This is a genomic window from Echinicola rosea (assembly GCF_005281475.1).
Classification (GTDB): domain Bacteria; phylum Bacteroidota; class Bacteroidia; order Cytophagales; family Cyclobacteriaceae; genus Echinicola; species Echinicola rosea.
Genome location: NZ_CP040106.1, coordinates 518,738 through 542,844, shown reverse-complemented (window position 1 = coordinate 542,844; position 24,107 = coordinate 518,738). Strand labels below are relative to the sequence as shown.

Annotated in this window: 12 protein-coding genes and 1 tRNA gene; 10 read left to right on the top strand and 3 right to left on the bottom strand. The window is 44.0% G+C overall.

What is annotated here, in order from left to right:
* The first annotated feature begins 173 nt into the window (after positions 1-173).
* Together FDP09_RS02285 and FDP09_RS02280 are read left to right on the top strand one after the other, a co-directional pair.
* On the top strand, positions 174-2,723 hold the full coding sequence (locus FDP09_RS02285) for a mechanosensitive ion channel family protein (RefSeq protein ID WP_137401106.1): 2,550 nt from the start codon (positions 174-176) through the stop codon (positions 2,721-2,723).
* Between the two features lie 123 nt (positions 2,724-2,846).
* Positions 2,847-2,920 (top strand) — tRNA-Asn (locus FDP09_RS02280).
* A 117-nt stretch (positions 2,921-3,037) separates the two neighbouring features.
* Here the strand turns inward: FDP09_RS02280 and FDP09_RS24270 are convergent.
* Positions 3,038-3,412, bottom strand: coding sequence for a helix-turn-helix transcriptional regulator (locus tag FDP09_RS24270; RefSeq protein WP_137401105.1), 375 nt, complete (start codon positions 3,410-3,412; stop codon positions 3,038-3,040).
* Between the two features lie 1,175 nt (positions 3,413-4,587).
* Between FDP09_RS24270 and FDP09_RS02270 the strand changes: the two genes are divergently transcribed.
* Positions 4,588-5,832, top strand: a complete 1,245-nt coding sequence (locus FDP09_RS02270; RefSeq protein ID WP_137401104.1) for a Fic family protein — start codon at positions 4,588-4,590, stop codon at positions 5,830-5,832.
* A gap of 347 nt (positions 5,833-6,179) precedes the next feature.
* On the opposite strand, the gene FDP09_RS02265 is transcribed toward FDP09_RS02270, so the two are convergent.
* Positions 6,180-7,055, bottom strand: coding sequence for a PDDEXK family nuclease (locus tag FDP09_RS02265; RefSeq protein WP_137401103.1), 876 nt, complete (start codon positions 7,053-7,055; stop codon positions 6,180-6,182).
* Positions 7,056-7,779: 724 nt separating this feature from the next.
* Here FDP09_RS02265 and FDP09_RS02260 point away from each other — a divergent pair.
* The 7 genes from FDP09_RS02260 (at position 7,780) to FDP09_RS02230 (ending at position 21,335) form a co-directional block, all read left to right on the top strand.
* Positions 7,780-8,673 (top strand): 3-hydroxyacyl-CoA dehydrogenase, encoded by an 894-nt coding sequence (locus FDP09_RS02260; protein ID WP_229683300.1) that lies wholly within the window; start codon positions 7,780-7,782, stop codon positions 8,671-8,673.
* Positions 8,674-9,431: 758 nt separating this feature from the next.
* On the top strand, positions 9,432-11,243 hold the full coding sequence (locus FDP09_RS02255) for a carboxypeptidase-like regulatory domain-containing protein (protein ID WP_137401101.1): 1,812 nt from the start codon (positions 9,432-9,434) through the stop codon (positions 11,241-11,243).
* Between the two features lie 31 nt (positions 11,244-11,274).
* The gene (locus FDP09_RS02250) at positions 11,275-12,705 is read left to right on the top strand and encodes a glycoside hydrolase family 76 protein (protein WP_229683299.1); all 1,431 of its coding nucleotides are present in this window, start codon (positions 11,275-11,277) and stop codon (positions 12,703-12,705) included.
* A gap of 94 nt (positions 12,706-12,799) precedes the next feature.
* Positions 12,800-16,024, top strand: a complete 3,225-nt coding sequence (locus FDP09_RS02245; RefSeq protein ID WP_137401099.1) for a SusC/RagA family TonB-linked outer membrane protein — start codon at positions 12,800-12,802, stop codon at positions 16,022-16,024.
* A gap of 132 nt (positions 16,025-16,156) precedes the next feature.
* The gene (locus tag FDP09_RS02240) at positions 16,157-18,214 is read left to right on the top strand and encodes a RagB/SusD family nutrient uptake outer membrane protein (protein ID WP_137401098.1); all 2,058 of its coding nucleotides are present in this window, start codon (positions 16,157-16,159) and stop codon (positions 18,212-18,214) included.
* A gap of 32 nt (positions 18,215-18,246) precedes the next feature.
* Entirely contained in the window at positions 18,247-19,059 is an 813-nt protein-coding gene (locus FDP09_RS02235) for a DUF3823 domain-containing protein (protein WP_137401097.1), read from the top strand.
* A gap of 74 nt (positions 19,060-19,133) precedes the next feature.
* A complete protein-coding gene (locus FDP09_RS02230; RefSeq protein ID WP_137401096.1) occupies positions 19,134-21,335 on the top strand; it encodes a hypothetical protein in 2,202 nt (733 codons plus the stop codon).
* 35 nt (positions 21,336-21,370) lie between these two features.
* Here the strand turns inward: FDP09_RS02230 and FDP09_RS02225 are convergent, their stop codons facing one another.
* Positions 21,371-23,872: a Kelch repeat-containing protein gene (locus FDP09_RS02225; RefSeq protein ID WP_229683298.1), complete on the bottom strand. Its 2,502-nt coding sequence runs from the start codon at positions 23,870-23,872 to the stop codon at positions 21,371-21,373.
* Between the last annotated feature and the right edge of the window lie 235 nt (positions 23,873-24,107).

Sequence of the window (24,107 nt, the reverse complement as noted above, 5' to 3'; positions counted from 1 at the left end):
TTAATCTAATTATAGTGTCTTTAATTGAAATTTTAGGTTATCGTATTTTGTTAATGGAATTTTTAAATGATAGGGTGGCAAGAATTCGCTAAAAGTGAGCAACATTGCCTGAAGTCAATTGATTTGTACTCGGAATTTCTTGCTAATTTTAGTTAAAATTACCTAATCTAATTATGAAACCATTTCATTGTTTTAGCGTACTTCTGACAGCCTTTTTAGTTTTAGGGATCGTTTTTGGCAGTGCGGCCTTTCAGACTGCTTCAGATATACTGACGAAAGGGGATTCCCTTCTAAACTTGACCGAGGATTCGGTCAGTAATGTCGGAAAGGACACCGTCAAGCAAGAAAGAAGTCTCAATTCTATTATCCATACCCTAGAGCAATATATTATTGCTACCAATCATATCAATAAGGTGTTGGGCAGGGTGGTGGATACCACTGAGGTAAGTATGGAGTTGCCGAAAGTGGAAGAAAGGATAGAGCAAGTGAGGATTCGGCTTGAGCGAAAGGATAGGGATATTAATTTACGTTACCTTAATGCGCTGAGCAATTTCAGCAATTACCAAGACAGGTTGCTGCAGCGGTGGAAGGAGCATTTTGATACAAAAAGTGCCGATGTGCTCAATGCATACGATTCGCTAAAACAAATAAAGAAGGATAATTTACTTTCGGTGTCCATCGACGATCCGTCTGTATTGCCGTCTTTTCAAGATCAGCTCCGTGAGCTTAAGGGCCGCGTAAATACAGGAGATAGCCTCTTTGTCGCCAGGCAGCTTAATTTGGCCAGTTACCAGACCAGGCTTTCAAGTGCTTTAATAGCCTTGCGGGACTTTGAGGAGGAGATACGGGATCGGGAGAGGGCTTTGGAGCGGCAGCTATTTGATCAGGAGATCAATTTTATATGGGAAGGTGGTTCCTATCCCAATACCAAGGATATCATGAGGGTGATCAATCATTCCTTGATCATCAACAGTATCATTTTTAATGGCTATTTGGAAGCTTCCCGTCCAGTGATCATATGGATAATGATCTTAATAATTGCCTTCTTTTTATGGTTTAGGTACTTGCTGAGGCATATTAAATCAGAAAAGGAATTTTCGGATATTATCCTTCAAAGAACCAAATTTGTTCCTAAGAACCCATTTTTATCAGCAATGATCATTGTGCTGCCGTTGGCCACGTTCTTTTTTAGGTCTCCGCCGGTAGTGTTGATCATGGTGGTGCTTTGGCTGTTGGTGCTGGTGACCACGGTGCTGATAAGACCCCATGTGAAGAAGAAGGTATATGTGTACTGGTGGTTGTTTTTGGGGATTTTTGTCGTGTACAGTATCAGCAATCTGTATATTGAGACAGCTTTTGAAGAGCGATGGGCGTTGTTGTTGCTCAGTTTACTGGGGATAGGGCTTGCTTATAACATCATTGGAGCTGTAAGGAAAAGCGATATCACCCATCCGAGGTATGTGGTGTTATTGATCCAGCTGTTTTTGCTTATCCAGGGGCTGTCCGTTATTTCCAATATACTTGGGAGGTATAGCTTGGCCAAGATCTTGGGAGTAGCAGGGACGACCAGCCTCATGCAGGCTGTGGGGCTTTATGTCTTTGTGCTGGTGATCATGGAGGCCATCTATCTGCAGATCGAATTGAGCAAGAAGAGCTCAACGGAATATACTGCCTATTTTGACTTTCAGGATATCACAAGTAAGGTGCGGAATATTTTTGTGTTTTTGGCGTCAGCGATATGGCTTTACTACCTCACCGCTAACCTGACGATTTACGATTATCTCTATGAGAATACTGCTGCTTTTTTATCTGCTGAGAGAACGATAGGGGAGAGTAAATTTACCTTTGGCAGTGTGTTTACCTTTGTGGTGATAATATGGATTTCGGGGATTATTTCGAAGTATATCTCCTACTTTGCCGAAGCAAAAGACCAAAAGATGGCTGCTAATCGTAAGCAACGTTTGGGCTCTTCGATTTTGCTCATTAAGCTAGGAGTGTTTACCATTGGCTTTTTGCTGGCCATCGCCGCTGCAGGTATTCCATTGGACAATGTGGCGATTGTGTTGGGAGCCCTTTCCGTAGGTATTGGGTTTGGCCTACAGACGATTATCAATAACTTGGTCTCGGGGATCATCTTGGCATTTGAACGGCCAGTGCAGATTGGCGATGTGATCGAAGTGGGAGGCCGTAGCGGTGTGGTCAAGGAAGTGGGGATTCGGGCAAGCAAAATTCTTGGGTATGACGGTTCAGAACTGATTATGCCCAATGGCGACTTACTCTCCCAACAATTGGTCAATTGGACACTTTCGAATAAGCGGAGAAGGGTGGAGCTGTTTATTGGCGTGGCCTATGGCTCGGATTCTGAAAAAGTGGAAGGGGTGCTTAGAAGTGTCTTGGATAGAGACGGGATTCTCAAAGTGCCAGGGCCTAGTGTTTTCTTGCAGAACTTTGCTGATAGTGCGGTGGAGTATCGCTTGCTCTTTTGGGTGGCAGATATCGATACTTGGGTGGATATGAGAAATGAAGTGATGAAAGATATTTACAAGCGGTTTGGCGATGAGGGCATCGAGATTCCGTTCCCTCAGCGAGATCTGTATATCAAATCCATGCCCGGGGCTCAGCCAGAGAAGAAAAAAGTCGATCCCAAACCGGCAGATGAAGCATCGGAAGGCGATGAAGGAGGTGATAAGGATCCTGCTGACGGTGATAGTGGTGAAAAATAATCTCCTGAAATCGAGGGGGAAATGAATTTTGTTGTACTTTTTTTTATTTGGTGCTTGGAAAAAAATAAACAACCTGCTATGTTTGCATCACGTTAAGCGAAAGGGTTAACGAAAACAACATATTCCTCCTTAGCTCAGTTGGTTAGAGCATCTGACTGTTAATCAGAGGGTCCTTGGTTCGAGCCCAAGAGGAGGAGCTGAAAATCAGCCACTTACAATCAAAAATTGTAAGTGGCTTTTTTATTTGCAAAAAATTTGCAAAATATTGAGCTTATTCGAAACTCCCTGTGCAAAGCAATTCAATAACCAGTTAATTATCTAAAAATCAATAAGTAAAGGGATAACAGACCATTAAACCTTTTTGAATTTTCGGTCTTTGAACTTTCTTCTAGGATGAAAGCTAATCCCTTCCATTTTTTCACTCTTATTACCTGATTTGATCCATTCTTCGACCTCCTGTCTAAAAAAAACTTGCCGGCCTTTTTATGGTATGGAATCAGCCCCCTGGACACATAACTGTAAATGGTTTGCCTTTTCAATTCCAACAATTCACATATCCTGCTTAAGGTTAATACCTCTTCTGCTGGCTTTTCAGAAAAGTCATTTTCATGAATCGCTTTTAAAAGCAATTTGTTTTGCTCGATTAACTGGGATACCGCCTGAGGAAGGTCTTCAAATTTTAAGTCCATAGATGATTGGTTTAGTTTAGAGAAAAGCCGATGCTAAGGATTTCTGTGAGAATTTATTCACCAGTATTACCGTAGTGGGGTGAAATATTTTGGCTCTATGTGGATTATAGTGGGTAAAGATATTATTCCGGTTAAATTAATGTTGATTCATGTTCCTTTTCAGTGGGCAATTTTCTATTCTGCCTTGAGGTATTTGACGTTAAGAAATCAAAGAAGTGGGCTGGAAAAAGCGCAGGCTTGTTTGACGTGAATCAGTACAAAAAATTGGTATGCTGCACAAATAGAGGAGTTTGCCTGCGTGAGTGCTGGCTTTGATTTTAGTCATATAGCTCACCGCAGCGGGTTTTTTTGGTTACGTTTTTCACCTGAAGGAAAAAAGTAACAAGGCAACAAGATGAAAGGCAAGCTAGAATTTGACATGCAAAGTAATAGTTACCCATAGTAAATCATATAGAACCAATATTTTTTGGTAATTTAAATTATGGAGATGGAAAATAGTCACACTGAAATCAGTATTGGGAAGCCTCTTAAAGTGTCGCATGAGGGTCGAATTATGAAAAACTTCAAAGCTCAGCTAAATTAGACATTATGTATCGATAACAGAGGACACTGGGCGTACAGAATCCATTTTCGAAGTATAAAAACACCAAACTAATTCTTGATTCGCGAATCAAGAATTGCAGGATCCTCATCCTTAGATATCTAGCAATCAGTCAAAAAAAATGTCACTTCCAAATATTGCAAGTAAATGGTTCGCCTCGACCAATTCAAAAAATAGTATTTATTTTTCAAACCCATGTTCATTTACTAAAACAGACAAGATATGTGAAAATAGTGTAGTTTTTAAAATTGTTTTTTTTACAGGCCATCAAATAAGCTCATTGCAGCCAATAGGATTTCATTAAAAACATCTCCAACCTAAATGTCAGAACTCACTACCGGAACTACCATCGGAATACGACACATAAAACCTATCAAATAATCTATCGGAAAACCACTATAACAGAAACAGGATATTAATAAATAAAACTTGATTTTATAAAATACAGAGGCCTTTATCAGCTAACAACTACCAGAACTACCATCGGAAAATCATCTAAATTCAACACCGGAACAACCACCGGAATTTTAAGGAAAATCAAACAATAAACAGGTTTCTTTCTTATCTTTACAAGATGGGACATTTAACACTATATACTGTTCCTTCATCAATGGAACCCTTGTTGCCGGATGATGGAAAAGAAAAATTGGAACAACTGGCCATTGATCTGGTCAAAAAATCGAGTCGGCTGTACGGCAAGATACATCCTTTGACAAGAAGGGCCATATCAGAGTTCCTACGGCCAATGAACAGTTATTACTCCAACCTTATCGAGGGACACGACACCCATCCTATTGACATTGAAAGGGCGTTGAAGAATGATTATTCTGCCAATAAAGCCAAAAGGGAACTGCAACTGGAAGCAATAGCCCACATCAACCTCCTTAGGAAAATAGCCAATGAAATCCCGGCAGTAAGACAAGATTTCTCCCCTTTTTCCACTTCATTCATAAAATCACTTCACAAAAGGTTCTATGATCATTTGCCTGAGGACTTCAGGGATGTCATCTCAAAGGAAGGTAAAATCAAAAAAGTGGTTCCGGGGGAATTCAGGTTGGAAGAAGTTCAGGTAGGACGCCATATTGGTCCTGCCCACCAAGCCCTCCCAACCTTTATGGAACGTTTCGAGCAATTTTATGATCCCCGGCATAGCAGGAACAGGTCACAGATAAAAAGGATCATCTCCATTGCGGCATCCCACCACCGGCTGGCCTGGATCCACCCGTTTCTGGACGGGAACGGTAGGGTGGTAAGGCTGTTTTCCGATGCTTGTTTTATCCAGGAAGAACTGGATGCATCAGGATTATGGTCAATTTCCAGGGGATTGGCACGAAAAAACGATGAGTACAAGTCAAGATTGGCCAATGCGGACATGCAACGTTACAATGACTATGATGGCAGGGGCAACCTTTCCAATAAGATGCTGTTGGAATTTTGCCGATTCTTTCTTGAGGTGGCCATTGACCAGATCGATTATATGTACGACATTCTCGATATTGACAATATGCTTGAAAGGATAAGTGCCTTTATCGAGCTAATGACCTTCAAACATAGATTGAGGCCGGAAGCGGAATATATTCTTCGTGATGTTTTCCTTCAAGGAAGGATCACTAAGTCACATGCCATGAGAATCACAAATCTTTCGGACAAAACACTGAAACTGCTTGTGGAGTCATTGGAAGAAATGGGGCTGCTCAAGGCCATAAAAGAAGGCATTCACATGACCTATCACGTCAGCTATCCAGTAAAGTATTCCCCCTTACTTTTCCCGGGAATCTATCCAAGTGGAAAAGAGGCTGAGATGTATTCACAATTTTAGTTTTCGAAAATAGCTCTCGAGCTATTTCCTTTTTCCAACCAACAAGTGTTCCAGGGATGGGGTGTCCATGATCCTGTCAATTTCCATTTTGACAATCCGCTGTACTTCCTTTGACCATGTAATAGTTCTCCTCTTCGAGAGGATATTTCCCTTCTGCTTTCAGGCAAAGGGGAAAGTTCCTTCCCTGTAAAAAAGGGAATTGTCAACAAACACAGGGACCTAAGGGCTTCCTCTTTTTGGGTTCTTCGAACAACCTTGCTGTTCCTGCTACCTTATCCACTCCAGCTCATGATACTTTTCCTCCATCCTGTCCCAAAAACCGTTACTCCAGTCCAGTTGATTATAACTCATTTAACTTCTATAACCATCCCATGTTTTTGAGCTTGATCAATGAACTTTTGAATGTTTTCAGGATTCCATTGGGTACAGGTAGCAATGGTCTGGTCGTCTAATTTAATAGTCTCTTCAGGTTTTATATAATGCCGCTTATGTCCCCATCTTTGAAAAATATCTTCGGCCTCTTCTACTGTGGTAAATACACCAAAGCTTCCTTGAACCCATTTAGGAAAATCGTGGCTTAGCTTAGCGAAAGATATGTTTGGATTCATTTCTACGTAATGCTTCATTACTGCATTCACCAATCTTCCTTTATTGAATTCTTCACCATTGAAGATAAATTTTGAATAGTCCTTTGTGGTATAGTTAAATTTGAAATAAGTGTCGGCCACTACAAAAATTTCATTCCCCTCACTCCTAAAACGCCTTATAGTCATTCCTGCAATGGGAATTCCATCATATTCATACCCATTGGACAGCAGCTCTTGTAACCTGGGACTAATGGAGCTGCCAACCAATACTCCCACCCATTTTGGCGGGTTTTCTTCATTCCAGTTATCACCAATCGCTAAAATTTGCCCCCTTACATTGAGATAATCTTGTAATTGGCCCAGGCTTTCTTCATTAATCTCGTTGAGTTTAAGCTCGACAATCCCTAAATATTCCCCTCCGTATTTAGCTAGAATATCAATTCGCCCATCACCGGACTTTCTTCCTGCTTTTAGCGCTAATTCAGCATCCACCACGACCACATCTGAGAAATTTTGATCGTCTAGCTTTAATATTTCTTCATTTTCTAGAAGGTATGCTTCCATGGCCAATTCCTTCCAAAAAGGATAAGGCTTCATGGAGATATTATTAGCGGTTATCTGTCTAAAAATTTCCATTTAATCAATTTACCTTACATAACCCTAGACCTGTACAAATGCGCCTGAAAGCCAACAAAAGCGGCTCGGATACTCTTAATACTTGACCAATATAATCCAGCTCACTATCTGCTCCCGAATCCTTATACAGGATATCGTCTATATTTTTAAAAGTCTGTTCGAAACTTATATTATCTTACATAAATCCCCTACAATCTAAACTTAACTTTCCACCAAAAATAATAAAAGTATAAAAATGGCAGGTATGTATTCCCATAAAATGGTGAAGGCTTAAGTTGGTAAAATTCAAGGAATTTTAAAATCAATAATGACGCACATAAAAACTAGTGGCGTTTCCGATGAAGACGAAGCAACGTTACAGCTCATTTTTAGTGCCGTTCCAAATGATAGGAATACTTATCTTATAAGCTTTGCAAACCTTCAAATACGCTATTTGCCAAAGGATTGAAATGGACATTAGAGGATTAGGTAAGCATTAATTTAGTGTTTATATTTTTCCAATTTTAAATATTTTTTTATCGACTATATTTGACAACGTTTATAATATTTGGCTACTAAATTACTGATTTCGCATAGATAATAATTACGAAAAACTACCTTAGAACAATTCTATCAGTGAATGAGGCGCAGTGGCTGGTTGGGTACCGAGCAGTACATGATGAATTGAAAAGCCTTGAATACGCAATTATATTTCATCCGATTTCAACTTTAAACTTTTATTCGTATGCAACAAATTACCATCGCAGGAGCCGGAACCCTAGGGTCACAAATAGCCTGGCAAGCTGCTTTTTGCGGTTTTGAGGTGACCGTATTTGATGTCTTTGAAGAAGGTATTGAGAGAGGAAAGAAATTTCACGCATCACATGCCGACCATTTCATTAAAGAACGTAATGCCAGCCCGGAAGAAGTCGAGAAGACGAAGGCTCGACTGAGTTATACTACTAATTTGGAAGAGGCGATAAAGGACGCGGACCTGCTAAATGAATCGGTACCTGAAAAGCTTGAAATAAAAAAGTCCTTTTACAGGGATGTGAGTAAACTGGCTCCTAAAAAGACCATCTTTACCACCAATTCGTCTACACTGATTCCCAGTCAGATAGTGGAAGCGGTGGATCGGCCAGATAAATTCTTGGCCTTGCATTTTGCCAATGGTATTTGGGATTCAAATATAGGAGAAGTGATGGGGCATCCCGGTACCGACCCTGAAATCTTTAAGCAGGTAGAAGAGTTTGCCAAGGCAATTGGCATGGTACCCATTCCGATCCACAAAGAGCAAAACGGCTATGTGTTCAATTCACTACTTGTTCCCTTTTTGAATGCGGCTATCGACTTGGTGGCCAGAGAGGTCAGTGACCCTGAAAGTATCGACAAGACATGGATGATCGGCAACCGTTCTCAGCTGGGGCCTTGTGCCTTTATTGATATCATTGGAATGGAAACGGCCTATAATGTCAATCAGATGTGGGGAGAGCAACTGCAAGATGATCATCGGCTAGCATTGGCCGCCTATATCAAAGAGAATTTCATCGATAAAGGAAAGATGGGGGTAAGCAGTGGAGAAGGGTTTTATTCGTATCCCAACCCTAGCTATAAAGACCCTGGTTTTCTAATAAAATAGGATGAACGGAAGCAACTCTTCACACCCTGTTTTTAACTCTATATGATTTACTGTGGGTATTTTTTACTTTGTTTGCCAAATTCCAACGTGATATTCGCTTTTAGGAAAAAAGGATAAAATCGGCTCTATATGGATTATAGTGGGTAAAGATATTCTTCCGGTTAAATTAATGTTGATTCATGTTCCTTTTCAGTGGGCAATTTTCTATTCTGCCTTGAGGTATTTGACGTTAATAAATCAAAGAAGTGGGCTGGAAAAAGCGCAGGCTTGTTTGACGTGAATCAGTACAAAAAATTGGTATGCTGCACAAATAGAGGAGTTTGCCTGCGTGAGTGCTGGCTTTGATTTTAGTCATATAGCTCACCGCAGCGGGTTTTTTTGGTTACGTTTTTCACCTGAAGGAAAAAAGTAACAAGGCAACAAGATGAAAGGCAAGCTAGAATTTGACATGCAAAGTAATAGTTACCCATAGTAAATCATATAGAACCATAAAATCCGCCAAGACGATCAGCCTTCTATTAAAGAACAACTTTTTTTACCTTCTTAATTTGCTATCGATCCTTGCCAATAGTGTTGTAGGATTTTTCAAAACTTTATTGTCAGATTAACAAATTTCTCCGGGTTATTAACCCCATTTTAACCGTAAAATTAACCGCTCTATATTTATTTTTCAGCTTTATCGGATTGCTGAATCGATTATGCAGTTTGGCCGATATTAAAATAAGTTAATTAAATAATAACCCTTAAAATTTAACCAAATGAACAAAAAACTACAAGCGATCATTTACATCGCTTTGCTGAGTACGGTTATGCTATCGGCAATCTCCTGTGTAAAAGAAGATGAGCCCATGGCAGAACCTAGGGGAACCATCACAGGTACCGTTACAGATGACGATGGCGAGCCAATAGCAGATGTAAACGTTACCCTAGCCGGAGTAGGGGAAGAAGAGATTACCATCACCACCGAAAGTGATGGGAAGTATTTTTTTGAAAATGTCACGTTAAAGACGCGTGCTGTAAAATTTTCCAAACCGGGCTGGCTTACCGTCAGCCATACCATTAATCCCGATAAGTTCAATGATGAAAACATCGCTACGGCGGATGTGTCGTTGGTGTTTGCTTCAGCAAAAATCACCGGAACCATCAAGGACGGGAAAAACGGAAACGCACCACTCGAAGGTGTGAGCATCAGTGTGGGTGTGGCCGGAACGACTACTACCGGCAGTGATGGTGGTTATACACTAGAAAACCTGATCGTGGATGAGTACACCGTTACGTTCAGTAAAGCAAGTTATGAATCCATCACCAAAACAGTAAATCCGGAAGATTTTGTAGATGGAATAGTGGCCATGGACATTACGATGGGAAGTAATGAAATTCTCCGTGGCCTGACCTATGATGACTTACTTGCTGCAGACAAGTGGTATTATAATGAATATCGGGGCGGCCGTAATGCGGATGCCTATCCTCGATGGGACTGGGCCTGTAATTATATGTCTGTGCTGGACTTCCGTGGTGCCTGGCAAGAACAAAATGAAGGTACTACCCTCCAGATCAGAAACAATGAGGACGAGCGTAGCAATCCATCCGACTTAAATGTATTTGACTCTTATGTCTATGGCAGTAAAATGATTACAGAGGACAATAAAATTTTGTCACTTAGGGTCAGCGCACATAATGCAGATGAAGCTAACCCGGCCTACTTTGGCGTACAGGTAGTGGACATGTCTGCTGCAGCCCCTACCGCGGTGAAAGTTGGAGAAAACAGGACCTATGCTTCTGGAAGTTATGGCGATGTGGAATTTGACCTGAGTGAATACGTAGGCAAAGAAGTCATTGTAGCGATAGGTATATATCGGCAGGCCACAGGGGATTATTGGAAGCAATTGGTACTTCGGGCCATTCGTTTTGCGGACCGCAAAGTGGAGAATTGGGACTGGCTGCCAGGCAATGAGGTGATAGAGGGCTGGAACTTGACCCAAGAAACGGTTCGTTCCACCATGCCACATATCAAAAAGTCTTTTACCGGTATCAGCCCCGTAGCCGGTAACCGTGACAATTACGTAGATGCTTACCGCGCATGGCGGGAGGTGGATCATGTGGCGGCCAATTGGTTCTTTGTGCCCCTGAAAAAAGACCCAGAAGTATTCCCTTCAGAGGGCTACCTGATCAAGACCCGCAATACGCCTGAGGAGAGTTCTACTGTGCCAGAAGCCTATTTGTACTCGAAGTTTTCCGTTGATGCTGGTAGTAACCAGTTGACGCTGAGTACCCGCAATTTTGGAGATAATTTTACCTATTTCAAGCTCACCGCCATAGAAGACGACGGTACGGTTACCCATTTGGATCCTCAGTCCAACACCGCGGAAGAAGCCAGTGCCGCAGCGGATGGTTGCTGGAAATTTAAGCATGGAGATGGAGGTGCCGGTAATCCGGAAGGTTACGCAGCTTTTTCATATGACTTGTCCCAATTTGATGGAAAAGACGTCACCTTGGCTTTGGGTGTGTATAATGTAGAAGCCAATACAGGCGAAAACAAACTGGTAATTCACCGCATCGATCTGAACTAATTCAATAAACCTTAACATGATACAAAACCAAATGATGATCACAATTATGAGTTTCGTGATGCTGCTATTCGCAGCATGTAGTGAAAGTTCATCTGACCCAGAACCTACGAATCCTCCTGCGGAGGTCAGTCTAGCGGAACAGAATATCCTCAGGGCAATGGAACTGACCGATAATGCCGTTTCTGCGCACTTCACAGGGTCGGGCATGGCCATGGCCAGGTATTATAATCCTTTTACTGGTGTCCGTTCTGACGAAACCGGTAGTGTGTGGATGTACACGGCAGCCATTGAAGCCGTTAATGCCGTCTTGCACGGACTACAGGCCCACAAAGAACATGGAAATGCGGCACTCTATGACGAGCATTTTGAGAAATATGCTGAGCTGTTGGGACAACTTTACGACAATGCGGACTATTACCTGGGGACTTTTGAGCTGGTATCCTATACCCAGACCAAAGAATGGTCGGTATATGGGGTGAACCGGGGCAATGCCAAGGGCACGGCCAATGTCGCTGGAATCGAAAATGTCTATGATGACCAGATGTGGCTCGTGCGGGAATTATTGGAATCCTACAAGATCACTGGTGAAGCCGCCTACTTGGAAAAAGCTGAGTACTTGACAGCCTATGTCTTGGATGGATGGGACAGTACCCGGAATCCCGACGGAACGGAGCGAGGTGGTATCACTTGGGGGCCAGGCTATGTGACCAAGCATGCATGTAGCAATGGCCCTATGGTAAGTCCCCTGGTATGGCTGCATGAAATTTATGAAGGTGAAAGCGATGAAATCACTTACCGGTACATCGATGCCGATGACAAGCAGACCAGAAAGACCATGCAGATGAACAAAAGTGACTACTACGCTGATTTTGCGCAGAAAGTGTACACTTGGCAAAAGGATCGTCTCCTGAGGTCTGATGGGGTCTATGATGATATGAGAGGCGGTTGTTCTCCTGGAAATCCACAAACAGAGACCGTTAACGGCACGGAGTATCGTAAGGGCATCACTTGTCAGGATCGAGTGGGGCCGGCCATTTCCTATAATTCCGGTACCATGCTGTCAGGAGCGGCCGACTTATACAGGACGACAGACGAAGAAGCTTACCTACAGGATGTCAAGGAGCTTTCCGACGATAGCTTCCAGTATTTCGCAAAGCCTGATCAAACCCATGATGGCTATCACAGTTACGATATCAGCGGTTTTAACAACTGGTTTAATGGGGTGTTGATGCGTGGCTATGTGGATGTTCATCCATTCTATGGAGCCGCGTCCGAGTACATCGGTACTTTCCAGCAAAATTTGGATTATGGCTACGATAATTTCCTTCATGAAGGATTTCTGCCGACCAATTTACTGGTAGGCTGGAGCCTGACGGCCAATAATAACCGAACAGAGGGAATGTTCAATTTCGCATTTGCTGCCGAATACGCCGTGCTAGCACGGTACGAGCTGGAAAAATAAAAAGCACCATGGCTTCCCTAATGCACTGGGAAGCCATGGTTAAAGATGGATAGCGCCTTATTAGAAAATGATAAAAACAAAATAGCCTAAACATATGCAAAAGATATATAAGCAATTTTCCAAAGGACTGATAAAGTATTCCCTGATGGGGACAGCTTTTTTGTCCTTTGTTAATGCCCCTGTACAGGCTTCAGTAGGGGCAACAGGCCTTTCTTTATTACAAGAACAGGTTGCTCAGGAGGATAAGACTGTTTCAGGAACGGTAGTGGCAGAAGACGGTACCCCGATGCCGGGTGTAAATGTGTTGCTGAAAGGAAGCCTAACGGGAACGACTACGGACATTGATGGAAACTATACCTTGACTGTGCCTGACGATGATACGGTATTGACATTTTCATTTATAGGGTATGTCACCCAAGATGTCAAAGTGGGAAACCAGTCAGTGATCGAAGTAAAGATGATGCCGGATACCCAGCAGCTGGGAGAAGTGGTGGTGGTAGGGTATGGTATGCAGGAGAAAGTGACCATGACAGGTTCTGTGGCCAACCTAAAAGGTGACGAAATGCTCCGTACCAAGAATGAAAACCCGCAGAATATGCTTACTGGAAGGATCGCTGGGGTACGGGTATGGCAGAAAAGTGCCGAGCCTGGTACATTTAATGCTTCCATGGATATTCGTGGATTGGGCGCTCCTTTGGTGGTAATTGATGGTATTCAGCGTACCATGGCCGATTTTCAGCGGCTAAACCCGACAGATATTGACGAGGTGTCGGTACTGAAGGATGCTTCTGCTGCTATTTATGGGGCACGCGCCGCAAACGGCGTGGTACTCGTCACGACTAAAAGGGGAAGTGAAAGCGGCAAGGCTGTAGTTACTTACAATGGATCTTATACCTTGCAGGTGCCCTCTGGGTTTCCCCAGCTTGCTGATCCCTACGAGACCATGACCCTTTACAACGAAATGGCCATGAACAATATCAATGGAGGAAACCTGATTTATCAGGAAGATGATTTCGAAGCGTTCCGAACAGGACGCCGACGTACGACGGACTGGAATGCATTGCTGGTCAGTGATTATGCCCCACAAAGCCAGCATGACATCAGCATCTCAGGAGGGACAGAGAAGACCCAGTACTATATCGCCGGAGGATACATGTACCAAGAGGGGATTTTCAAATCCGGTGATATGAATTACAACAAAATCAACCTAAGATCCAATATTACCACGGAAATCACCAAGGGATTGGACTTTAACCTGAACCTCAGCGGAGTCGCCGATCAGCGAAATTCGCCCTATTCCAGTGCTGTGGATATCATTCGGAATTACTGGAGACAAGGGGTGCTTTTCCCTGCTTATGCAGACCCGGAAAATACCATGCTGAACTACGAAGGACTGGACCTTGAGCAGAATACCATTGCCATGATGAGAGCAGATGTTTCTGGGCATAGAAAATACAAGCAAAAGTACTTTCAGTCCTCAGCATCACTGGAGTTTGATTTTGGTACGGTTTCCAGTGATCTGGAAGGGCTGTCTGCAAAAGGACTCGTGAGTTTCGACTATCGGGGAGATGACAATGATATTTATCGTAGGGAATATTATCAGTACATGTATGATCCTGTAGAGGATTCCTATGTGTCAAAGCTCTATAACAACAGCTCTCCTAACCAGATAAGAAGAGAGCTTTTCAGCAGACAGCAGTTTTTGGGCCAGTTTCTGATCAATTATAAACGTACCTTCGATAAGGTTCATGCCGTTTCGGGACTTTTGGGCTTTGAAACCCAAAATCGGAAAGGGGACAACTTTTATGCCCAACGTGACCTGGCCTTTGCCATGGAATACCTCGTGGGCGGCATGAATGAAAACCAGCAAGGTGGCATGCAGGGCGGCTCGGGTGACCTATATGAGATATCCAACTCGGCCATGTTCGGACGGGTCAATTATGCCTATGGTGAACGGTACATTGCCGAAGTGCAGTTCCGCTATGATGGATCCTCCAAATTCGTCGAAACCAACCGCTGGGGCTGGTTTCCCTCTGGTTCGATAGGCTGGAGACTATCTGAAGAACCATTCTTCAAATCCATTTCAGCACTGTCTTTTGTGGACCAGCTTAAATTCAGGGCCAGTTACGGAATGACAGCCGATGACGGTTCCCTGGCCTATGATTGGTATCCCGGCTATATCTATCCTGCCACCAGTGGCAACGCCCAACAGGGATATTATAACCAATACGCTCCCGGCTATATGCTGAACGGAGAATTTGTGTATGGGGCGTCTGTCGTAGTACCAAATGAGAACATCACTTGGTGGACTGCCAAGACATTTAACGTAGGGGTGGATTTTGAAGCTTGGATGGGTAAATTTGGCTTTTCCCTTGATTATTTTGACCGTCGTAGAGAGGGCTTGTTTTCCACCAGATCGGGCGATGTGCCTTCTGTAGTGGGGACAGGTGCACCTAGGGAAAATACCAACAGCGACCGCCAGTTTGGAATAGACCTCGAACTGTCCCATCGAAATAAGATTGGCGAAGTTTCCTATGGGGTGAAAGGAATCGCTACGATCACCCGTAGGCAGCACTTGATTGCTGCCGAAAAAGGGCCGTACGGCAATTCCTACGACCGATGGCGCAATGACAACCTGACCAACCGCTATCAAGGCGTGCAGTTTGGCTATGTGTCCGCAGGACGGTACACTGATTGGGAGGACATCTGGTCGTATGACATCTATAAGGATAGGGGCATCTTGCCTGGTGATTACAAATACGAGGATTGGAATGGTGACGGGGAGATCAATGGCCTGGACCAGCATCCCTTCGCCTATGACCAGACCCCTTGGTTAAATTTCAGCTTGGCACTTGATGCTACGTATAAGAATTTTGATATGAGCGTCCTGTTGCAAGGGTCTGCTTTGGGCTCTATGCAGTACCAAGAGCCATTGTATTCCATTTGGGGCAGTAACGGTGGGGGTGCTTTGGAGCAGTACCTGGACCGCTGGCATCCGGTGGATCCTTTGGCAGATCCATATGATCCTGAAACAGAATGGATCAGTGGATATTACGGTTATACTGGGAATTATCCCTTCGGGAATTCTGAATTTAACCGGGTAAGTACAGATTACTTGCGTCTCAAAAGTATCGAGATCGGCTATACCCTAAGGCCAAGAAGGAGTGCTTCTACCAATATCCGATTCTATGCCAATGCCTATAACCTCTTGACATTTACAGGGGTGAAATTTGTGGACCCAGAACATCCCGCGGATGCACTGGGAAGATTGTATCCGTTGACCAAAACCTACACATTGGGAGTGACAGCATCATTTTAAAGCAGCTAGATGAGATTTTGGAACATTAAAATGAATAACATCATGAAATCGAGCATCACAAAGCATGTTACACACAGCAATGGCTATTTATCATGCGAGATTCCATATGGCCACAAGAATAATTATAATCATATGAAAATAAGAATCATATTAATACTGTTCAGCATATTGTACATATCTAGCTGTACAGACTTGGATGTGCCTCCTCCCAACGTCATCGGGGACGAGACACTCATGACCAGTGAGTCTGGCATGGACGTATATATCGCCGGAATGTACAGCAAGATGCCGTTTGAGGACTTTAAATATATGGCCCAGTGGGGTGTGGAGTATAATTCCTGGCTGGGTTCCCTTGGGATCGAAGGCACCGGAGAAGCGGTAAATCGGGACGGAATCAGTTCGGCCTTTACTGGGGAGCGGACTCCTTATTGGGGGATGGCCTTTGGCCTATTGAGAGAGGCCAATTACCTGTTGGAAAAATTGCCGGAATATGCAGATGCCTTTCCCGAGGTGACCTATAACCACTATTTGGGGGAAGCCTATTTTGTTCGGGCCTTTGTGTTTTCGGCCATGGCAAAACGATTCGGGGGAGTGCCTTTGGTGACAGAGGTGCTGCGCTACCCCGGGGATGGGGAATCCTTGGAAATCCCCCGTTCTACGGAAGAGGAAACGTGGGATCAGGTATTGGCAGATTATGACAGGGCCATCGAATTACTACAGCCGGCCAGTCCTAAGCCAGGCTATTCCAATAAATATGTGGCACTTTCTTTTAAATCCCAAGACATGCTTTATGCAGGTTCTGTGGCAAAATACAATGAAACCGTACCGGGAAGGCTTACAGGGACGGGATTGAAGACGGGCGTCAGGGTCATCGGTTTTTCTGATGAATCCGCTCAAGCAGCATCTGTCAGGTATTTCAGAGAGGCTTATGCCGCCGCTAATGAAGTGATCAATAGTGGTCGCTATTCGCTCTACAAAAGAAAATGGGCAGCAGACGATACTGAGGCACAATACCAAAACATGGTGGATATGTTCAGCGATCCTACGAGCCCAGAGAATATTTATGTAAAGGAATATGATTTTCCTGTGGCGACCCATGGTTACGATGCTTACAGTGCACCTTTTATTTTCAAGGCACCATTGGCTTCGGGTACTTGTCCGACACTGGATTTTATCGAGTTGTTTGAGGGCTTTGACCGATATCCCGACGGAACGATCAAAGTGACCACTGGCTCCACCAATACAGAAGGAGATTACCTGATGTACGATACCCCGATGGATTTCTTCGAGGATGCCGAGCCACGTCTTCGCGCTTATGTCATCTTCCCAGGAGATGTTTTCAAAAATCAGGAAATCGAGATCCGGGCCGGAGTGTATACAGGTTCTGAACCGGTTAAGCCGTTGTTCAGTGATTATTCTTACGCTACAGCGGAAAGCCGTTATCAGCAATTGCCGCTTTATACGCAGTCACCAAAAGAACTTTTCCTCAGTGCTAGGGAGGGGGGAAGTCAGGAATTGGTCACTTTTCAGGGAGAGCAGATTCCGGCAGCAGGCGCCAATGGCCCTTTCTATAACAATGGAGAAAGTACCCTTACGGGATTTGTGGGCCGTAAATGGTTAAACCCGGATCCTTCTTTCGAAGCCGGCGAAGGCAGATCTGACCAGCATTTTGTGTTGATGAGGTACGCGGATATCCTGCTAAATGCGGCTGAAGCGGCCGTAGAGTTGGGGCTTGCTGGGGAAGCGTCTCCAGATGGATCGGATATGCTCCAAGTAGCCACTATGGGGATCAATGATATCCGTGAGCGTGCAGGAGCAAGTTTACTTTCCGGGGTGCTCTCTTCAGATCTTGCGAGCCGTAATATTGTCCGAAAAGAGCGTAGAAAGGAACTTGCCTTGGAGCATAAGACCAAGTGGGACTTGCGTCGATGGAGGGTTCAGCATTATGAGCAAAGGGACGGTTTTTGGGGAGAAACCCGCGACAAAGAGGACTTCAGTATGAATTCCCGCTATCGCTTTAGAGGACTGTATCCATTCCTGTCCACCGAGAGCGGCCAGTATTTCTTTGATGCCCGTTTCCAGTGGGTAAGCCTGAAGACTTTTGAATACAATATCATCGACTACTATTTTGCCATTCCTGGCGGAGAGGTCTCCAAGAGCCCGGTAATCGATCAGCAACCCAATAGATAAATAATATTATCAATAACCTAGAATTTTAAAAGATGAAAAATATAGCATACCTAATCTTGGCTGGGCTGGTTTCACTTAGTTCTTGCAGCATGTTTGAACTGGATAACTACGAACTGCCTGCGGAAACACTCCGGGGAGAAGTGGTGGACATGGAGACTGGAGAGCCGGTGCTCACCGATCAGGGGAGTGAAGGCATTCGTGTCAGGCTGATGGAGCTGAGCTGGGGGGACAATGTCTCTCCCAATCCCGATTTCTTTTGCATGCCTGACGGGACATTCCAAAACACAAAGTTGTTTGCAGGGAATTATAATGTTCGCCTTGACGGGCCGTTTATTCCACTTATCCGCGAAGATGAGCGGGGGGTACCACTGGCTGATGAAACACAGACGGTGGACATCAAGGGCGTGACCAATGTGACATTTGAAGTACAGCCGTTTCTGCGAGTGGAATGGGTCAGTGAGCCAGAGGTGATCAACGGAAAGATAAGAGCTCAAGTTCGTGTGACCCGTGGTGTATCCGAGGAAGAGTTTCGCTCAAAAATCGAACCCATGGGAGGATACAGCGACAGTTTTCAGAATGTGACCGATATTCAGCTGTTTGTGAGCTACTCGTCCACAGTGGGCTACCGTGCCAGAGATGAACGCTGGTCCAGCCAATTGGAATTTTCGGGGGCTTCCTTTAACTCCAGGATGGGCGAGACCATCACGATCGAATCAAATGGCACCATTCCCGAAGGCCGAATGGTCTTTGTCAGGGCTGCTGCCAGAATTAACTTTGATACCCCCAGGGGAAGCGGTACCAGACGGTGGAACTATAACGAGCCGCGTCAAGTGCTGATTTATTGAGTACTTTGATTTTGTTGATGGGGGCACGATTTGCGCCCCCATTTTTTTAGCTTCACTTTAGAAACATTAAACCCATGCAAAAGACTGCCCTATTCTATACAATACCTTTTCTACTCCTTTTGGCTTGCGCCAAACCTTCCCAAAGGGAGGACGTTCCGGGAATACCAAAAGAAAAAACAGCATTTCAAACTTCCAATCCTTGGAAGCCAGTAACGGATGTCCGTGCGGACGTGGCGATCGTTTACAGTGTAAAAGATCATCACGGAAAGGCCAACATGACGTTCGAAGAACGTGTCCAGACTTGGCGGGACAAAGGGTACACGACCCATTTTATGACTGGGATCGCTTGGGGTGAATATCAGGACTATTTTACAGGCGAGTGGGACGGAGAGTGGCACTTGGATGAAGGACAGGTTACCCAAAAAGGAGACACACTCTGGCATGGACATATGGTTCCGTATATTGTACCATCCCAAAATTTCATCAAATATTTGAAAGAAAAGGTAATCAAGCGGGTGATTGATGCGGGGATAGATGCCATTTATCTTGAAGAGCCTGAGTTTTGGGCCAAGGCGGGCTACAGTGAGGCATTCAAAAGGGAGTGGAAAGCATATTACGGCTTTGACTGGAGGCCACAGCACGAATCCGCAGAAAACACCTATTTGGCCAATAAATTAAAATATCACTTGTATTACCGCGCAGTGGAGGCGTGTTTTTCCTTTGCAAAGGAATATGGCAAGAGCAAAGGTATGGAGGTGAGGTGTTACGTGCCCACCCATTCCTTGGTAAATTATTCCCAATGGATGATTGTAAGTCCTGAAGCCAGTCTTGCGTCCTTGCCCAGTGTGGACGGTTACATTGCGCAGGTTTGGACAGGCACCTCGCGAGAGCCCAATTATTATAATGGCCAGGCCAAAGAGCGGGTATTTGAAACGGCTTTTCTGGAATATGGCTCCATGGAATCCATGACAGCTCCGACGGGAAGGAAAATGTATTTCCTGACGGATCCGATCGAAGATTGGCCTAGGGACTGGGCTGATTATAAGAAAAATTACCAGGCCACCTTTGCGGCACAGCTGCTGTATCCCATGGTAGCAAACTATGAAGTGATGCCGTGGCCTGACCGGATATATGAAGGGCTCTACAGGACGAGCGCAGACAGTGAAGAGAAAGCGCCAATTCCACGGTTTTATTCCACTCAAATGCAGGTGATGGTCAATACACTGAATGATATGCCCCAATCTGACAATAACGTGAGTGGATCGCAGGGAATCGGGGTCTTGATGTCCAATTCCTTGATGTTTCAGCGTTTTCCTACCCATCAGGGATATGACGATCCACAGTTGTCGAATTTTTATGGACAGACCATGCCATTGCTCAAGCGTGGTGTCCCTGTGAAGACCGTTCATATCGAAAATGTGTCCTTTAAGCGAACTTGGGAAGACCTTAAAATCCTTGTCATGTCCTATTCCAATATGAAGCCGATGAGCGAAGAAAGCCATGGCCATATCGCCGATTGGGTCAAAAAGGGAGGTGTTTTGGTCTATTGTGGTAGGGATCAAGATGCATTTCAGGGTGTTCAGGAATGGTGGAACACAGATGGCAATACATTCAAAGCTCCTTCGGAGGACTTGTTTCTGAAACTGGGACTAAAAGCACCTTTTGAAGCTGGGGAGTTTTCCTTTGGCAATGGTAAAGTGGTCATTGTGCGTACTGATCCGAAGGAATTTGTACTTGAAGAGAACAACGATTCGGAGTTTGTAAATACCATCAAAACGCTTTACGAATCAGCGCCCATCTCGGAAAAGCTCACTTTTAAAAACCACTTTTCCTTGACAAGGGGGCCTTACGAGATCATTTCCGTTGTCAATGAAAATGAAGACACCTCTCCTTATATCGCCAAGGGTAAATTCGTTGATCTGTTTGATCCAGAGATTCCTGTTTTGGATGAAAAGCATGTGAAGCCTGGGGAGCAATCCTTTTTGTACAATATCGAAAGCGTCAAGAATCCACAGAATCCACAAGTTTTGGCCACTGCTGCCAGGGTTTATGATGAGGAAGTGGGCGAGAGCAGCTATTCGTTTGTAACCAAAAGTCCCCTGAACACCACAAACGTGATGAGGGTTCTTCTGCCAGAAAAAGTGAAATCCATCGAGATTACGGGAACAAATGGAGATGCATTGCAGGCACAGGACTCTTGGGATGAAGGCAGCAAGACCTGTTTCCTGAGTTTTGAAAATGACCCCGAAGGGATTCATGTAAAGCTAAGCTGGTGATTCGGGATTTCATGTTGCTAGCACCCCCCGTTGGGTTAAGAGATGATACTTTGATAGGAGCGATGAAAATCCTTGCCGGTGGCATGTTTATATTCAACACCAAAGGACCTGTAGGCAAGTTTGGAGTCTTCTATCATATGGAGTTTCTGCATGGCTTTAATTTGGAGTACCAATGCTGTTTCATTTAAAGGATCGATATTGAAAAGGGCTTCTGCCAGTGAAATTGTGATCACAAACGATTCATTGGCAAAGCTCTTTTCCATTTCCAATATCAAGGCTGGCTCTAGTTTGGTCTCGGCTTCTTCTTTGAATAAGTCGAACAAGGGATCGTCCAAGAGATAGAGGAATTTTCCCCTGGATACGATTCCGGCAAACTCATCTCTATGGTCTTCCATTTTGTGGGTAGCGATAAGTTGGAGGCACCTTGCATAGTCACAATATGCCTCTTCATGGAGGATGATTTTGTAGTGTCCCTTTTCATGGACCAATTCTATTCCATTCAGCTCGCCCAAGGTTTTGCGTAGGTTATTGATCGTCACACCACGGGAATTTTTGACCTTGTCTGCAGGTTTGTCCGGCCAGAGTAAATTACTGAGGTGCTGCGAAGTAATCCCATCTTCCGATAGACTGTAATGTAGGATAAGACAAAAAACCTGTTTTAGCTGGGTGCTGAACATGTAGGTGATATCCTTTCCGTTGGCATCTCGCACCATAAAGTTGCCGAATAGGTGGATGGAACTGGGCGGTACGGACGGTGTAGTCCTTGGAGCTTGGATTATTTCCTCTGCTTGCTTCGGACTTGTTGCGAGGGGCGGAGATTTTGGTTTTAACTTTTTGTATAACAACAGCCCCAAACCTATTGCTCCAATCCCTAAGAGCAAGGCCAATAAAGGGGTTTTGCTGTGTTGTTTTGCTGGAAAATTTGACAGCTCCTCCCTTGTAATAGCGGGGAAAGCCAAGGAATAGATTTTTAGATCTGAAGAAATATCATCTTCAAATTCCTGCACCACAGCATACAGGTTGTTGAGTCCTTTGTTAAAATAAAGATTGGCGTTGGTAGTGATTTTGTCAGACCGGATAGGGATGGAATCTCCAAGTATTTCATAGCTGCCATCCTTTAGGGAGAAGCGATAAAGGTGAAGAAAAGAATCCGAGAAATGCTCAGGATAGCAGAGTGTGTAAAGACTGGAGTCGTTTACTACGACCATGCCCCGTACGGGAACGACGTTGTCATTTTCCCACGGTATTTCCCAAAGCTTGGAGACATGTTTGGTATCCATGTCCACCTGATAGAGGTCATAGTAGTATTTCCTTCCGACAGATTGGTCCCCAGACTCGTTTCCCATCCCGCCTAGGATATATAAATCGTTGTTTTCAGGTTGATAACCGACAGAAGAGAAGTAGCGCGGTGCAATGACATCTCCTGTAAACCCTTCGGTAAGCCCCCATTCCTTGTCTTTCAAATCGAAGGAAAAGAAATTTTTACTGTACTTCATGTTGCCAAATCCTCCAAAAATGCTGTATTGGGAGGAGCTGTGGTCGATAAAGGATCCATGGTGATGGAGTTGGGTAGGGAGTTGTTCCTGGCTTTCTTCGGTCCATTCATAAGTGTCCAGATCAAGGCTGGCTACCGTTGGACCTTGGTAAGGGAAGTCATAATACACCTCGTAGGTGTATAATTTGTTTTGGACACTATCGATAAAATTGGTGCCCAAAATGAGTTCTACAGGGCATTTTTGATCGAAATTCACAGTTTGGATGTTACCTGAACGGACATTATAGCGCCAGAGTGAATCTCGGTTGTAATAGTAAATTTCTTCTTTTTGGGCGTCGTAATTTGCTCCTGCAATGGATGCAGATTCGAATGAAGCCAGATGTTTCCAGTAGTAGGCATAGTTTTTCAACCAATCTGGATTGATGACGTTGCCGTATGGGGTGCCGTTGATGTCGTGGACGATATTGCCTTCGTTTTCATAGAGGGGAAAATGGTAGGCTTCCTTTCCGAGAATAGATAGGTTTTTGATCGAAAAAGCAGGGACATCGATAATGTGGTCACTTTTACCGAAAAGAATTTCGGGATGATAGGTGTCTTGAAGTTGCTGGTTTTCGGTAGTAAATGTTTTATTATCAATGGTAAGTGTGATAGAATCACCGATGAGGTCAAAGGAAACTTTCATGTCAAACCATTGCTGGCTAAACAATTGGGCTTTTTCCATTCTGGCTACGATAAGGTTGGTTTTTCCCTCTTCATTAAATTTAAAAACGATTTGGTTCCCTTGGCTGTCGTAGAATAAATTGAATATCCGATTGTTCACACCGTTTTTGATCCTTAGAATGTACCCGATTTCTTTGACCGGGCTTAGGGATATATTGAAGTCAATGTCAAAATGATCCGAAAATTCTGCTTCATGCCCTCCAAAAACAGTATAGGATGTGCGCTGGTTTATTGCTTGTTCGTTTCCGCGGAATTTAAGCCCTCCGCTAAAGAAAGATTGTAGGAGGATAAAACCGGAAATCAAAGAAGCTAGTAAGTACATTTTAGTAAATGCGAACATCGTGGATATTAATGGATCAATTGATTTTAGGGGCGGTGGATAGATGATGTCAATTGAGCTGTTGTGGAGGTGCCGGATGGGGGCAATATCCTAAAACAGTAGCTGTGAACCTAAATTTCACAGGAATCATTATCCTTTTCAAAAGTAGAATTTTCAAAAATTTGATACAAATGCTTTACCAATTATGTTCTTTTTTATCGATTGCTCCTTTTTGGTA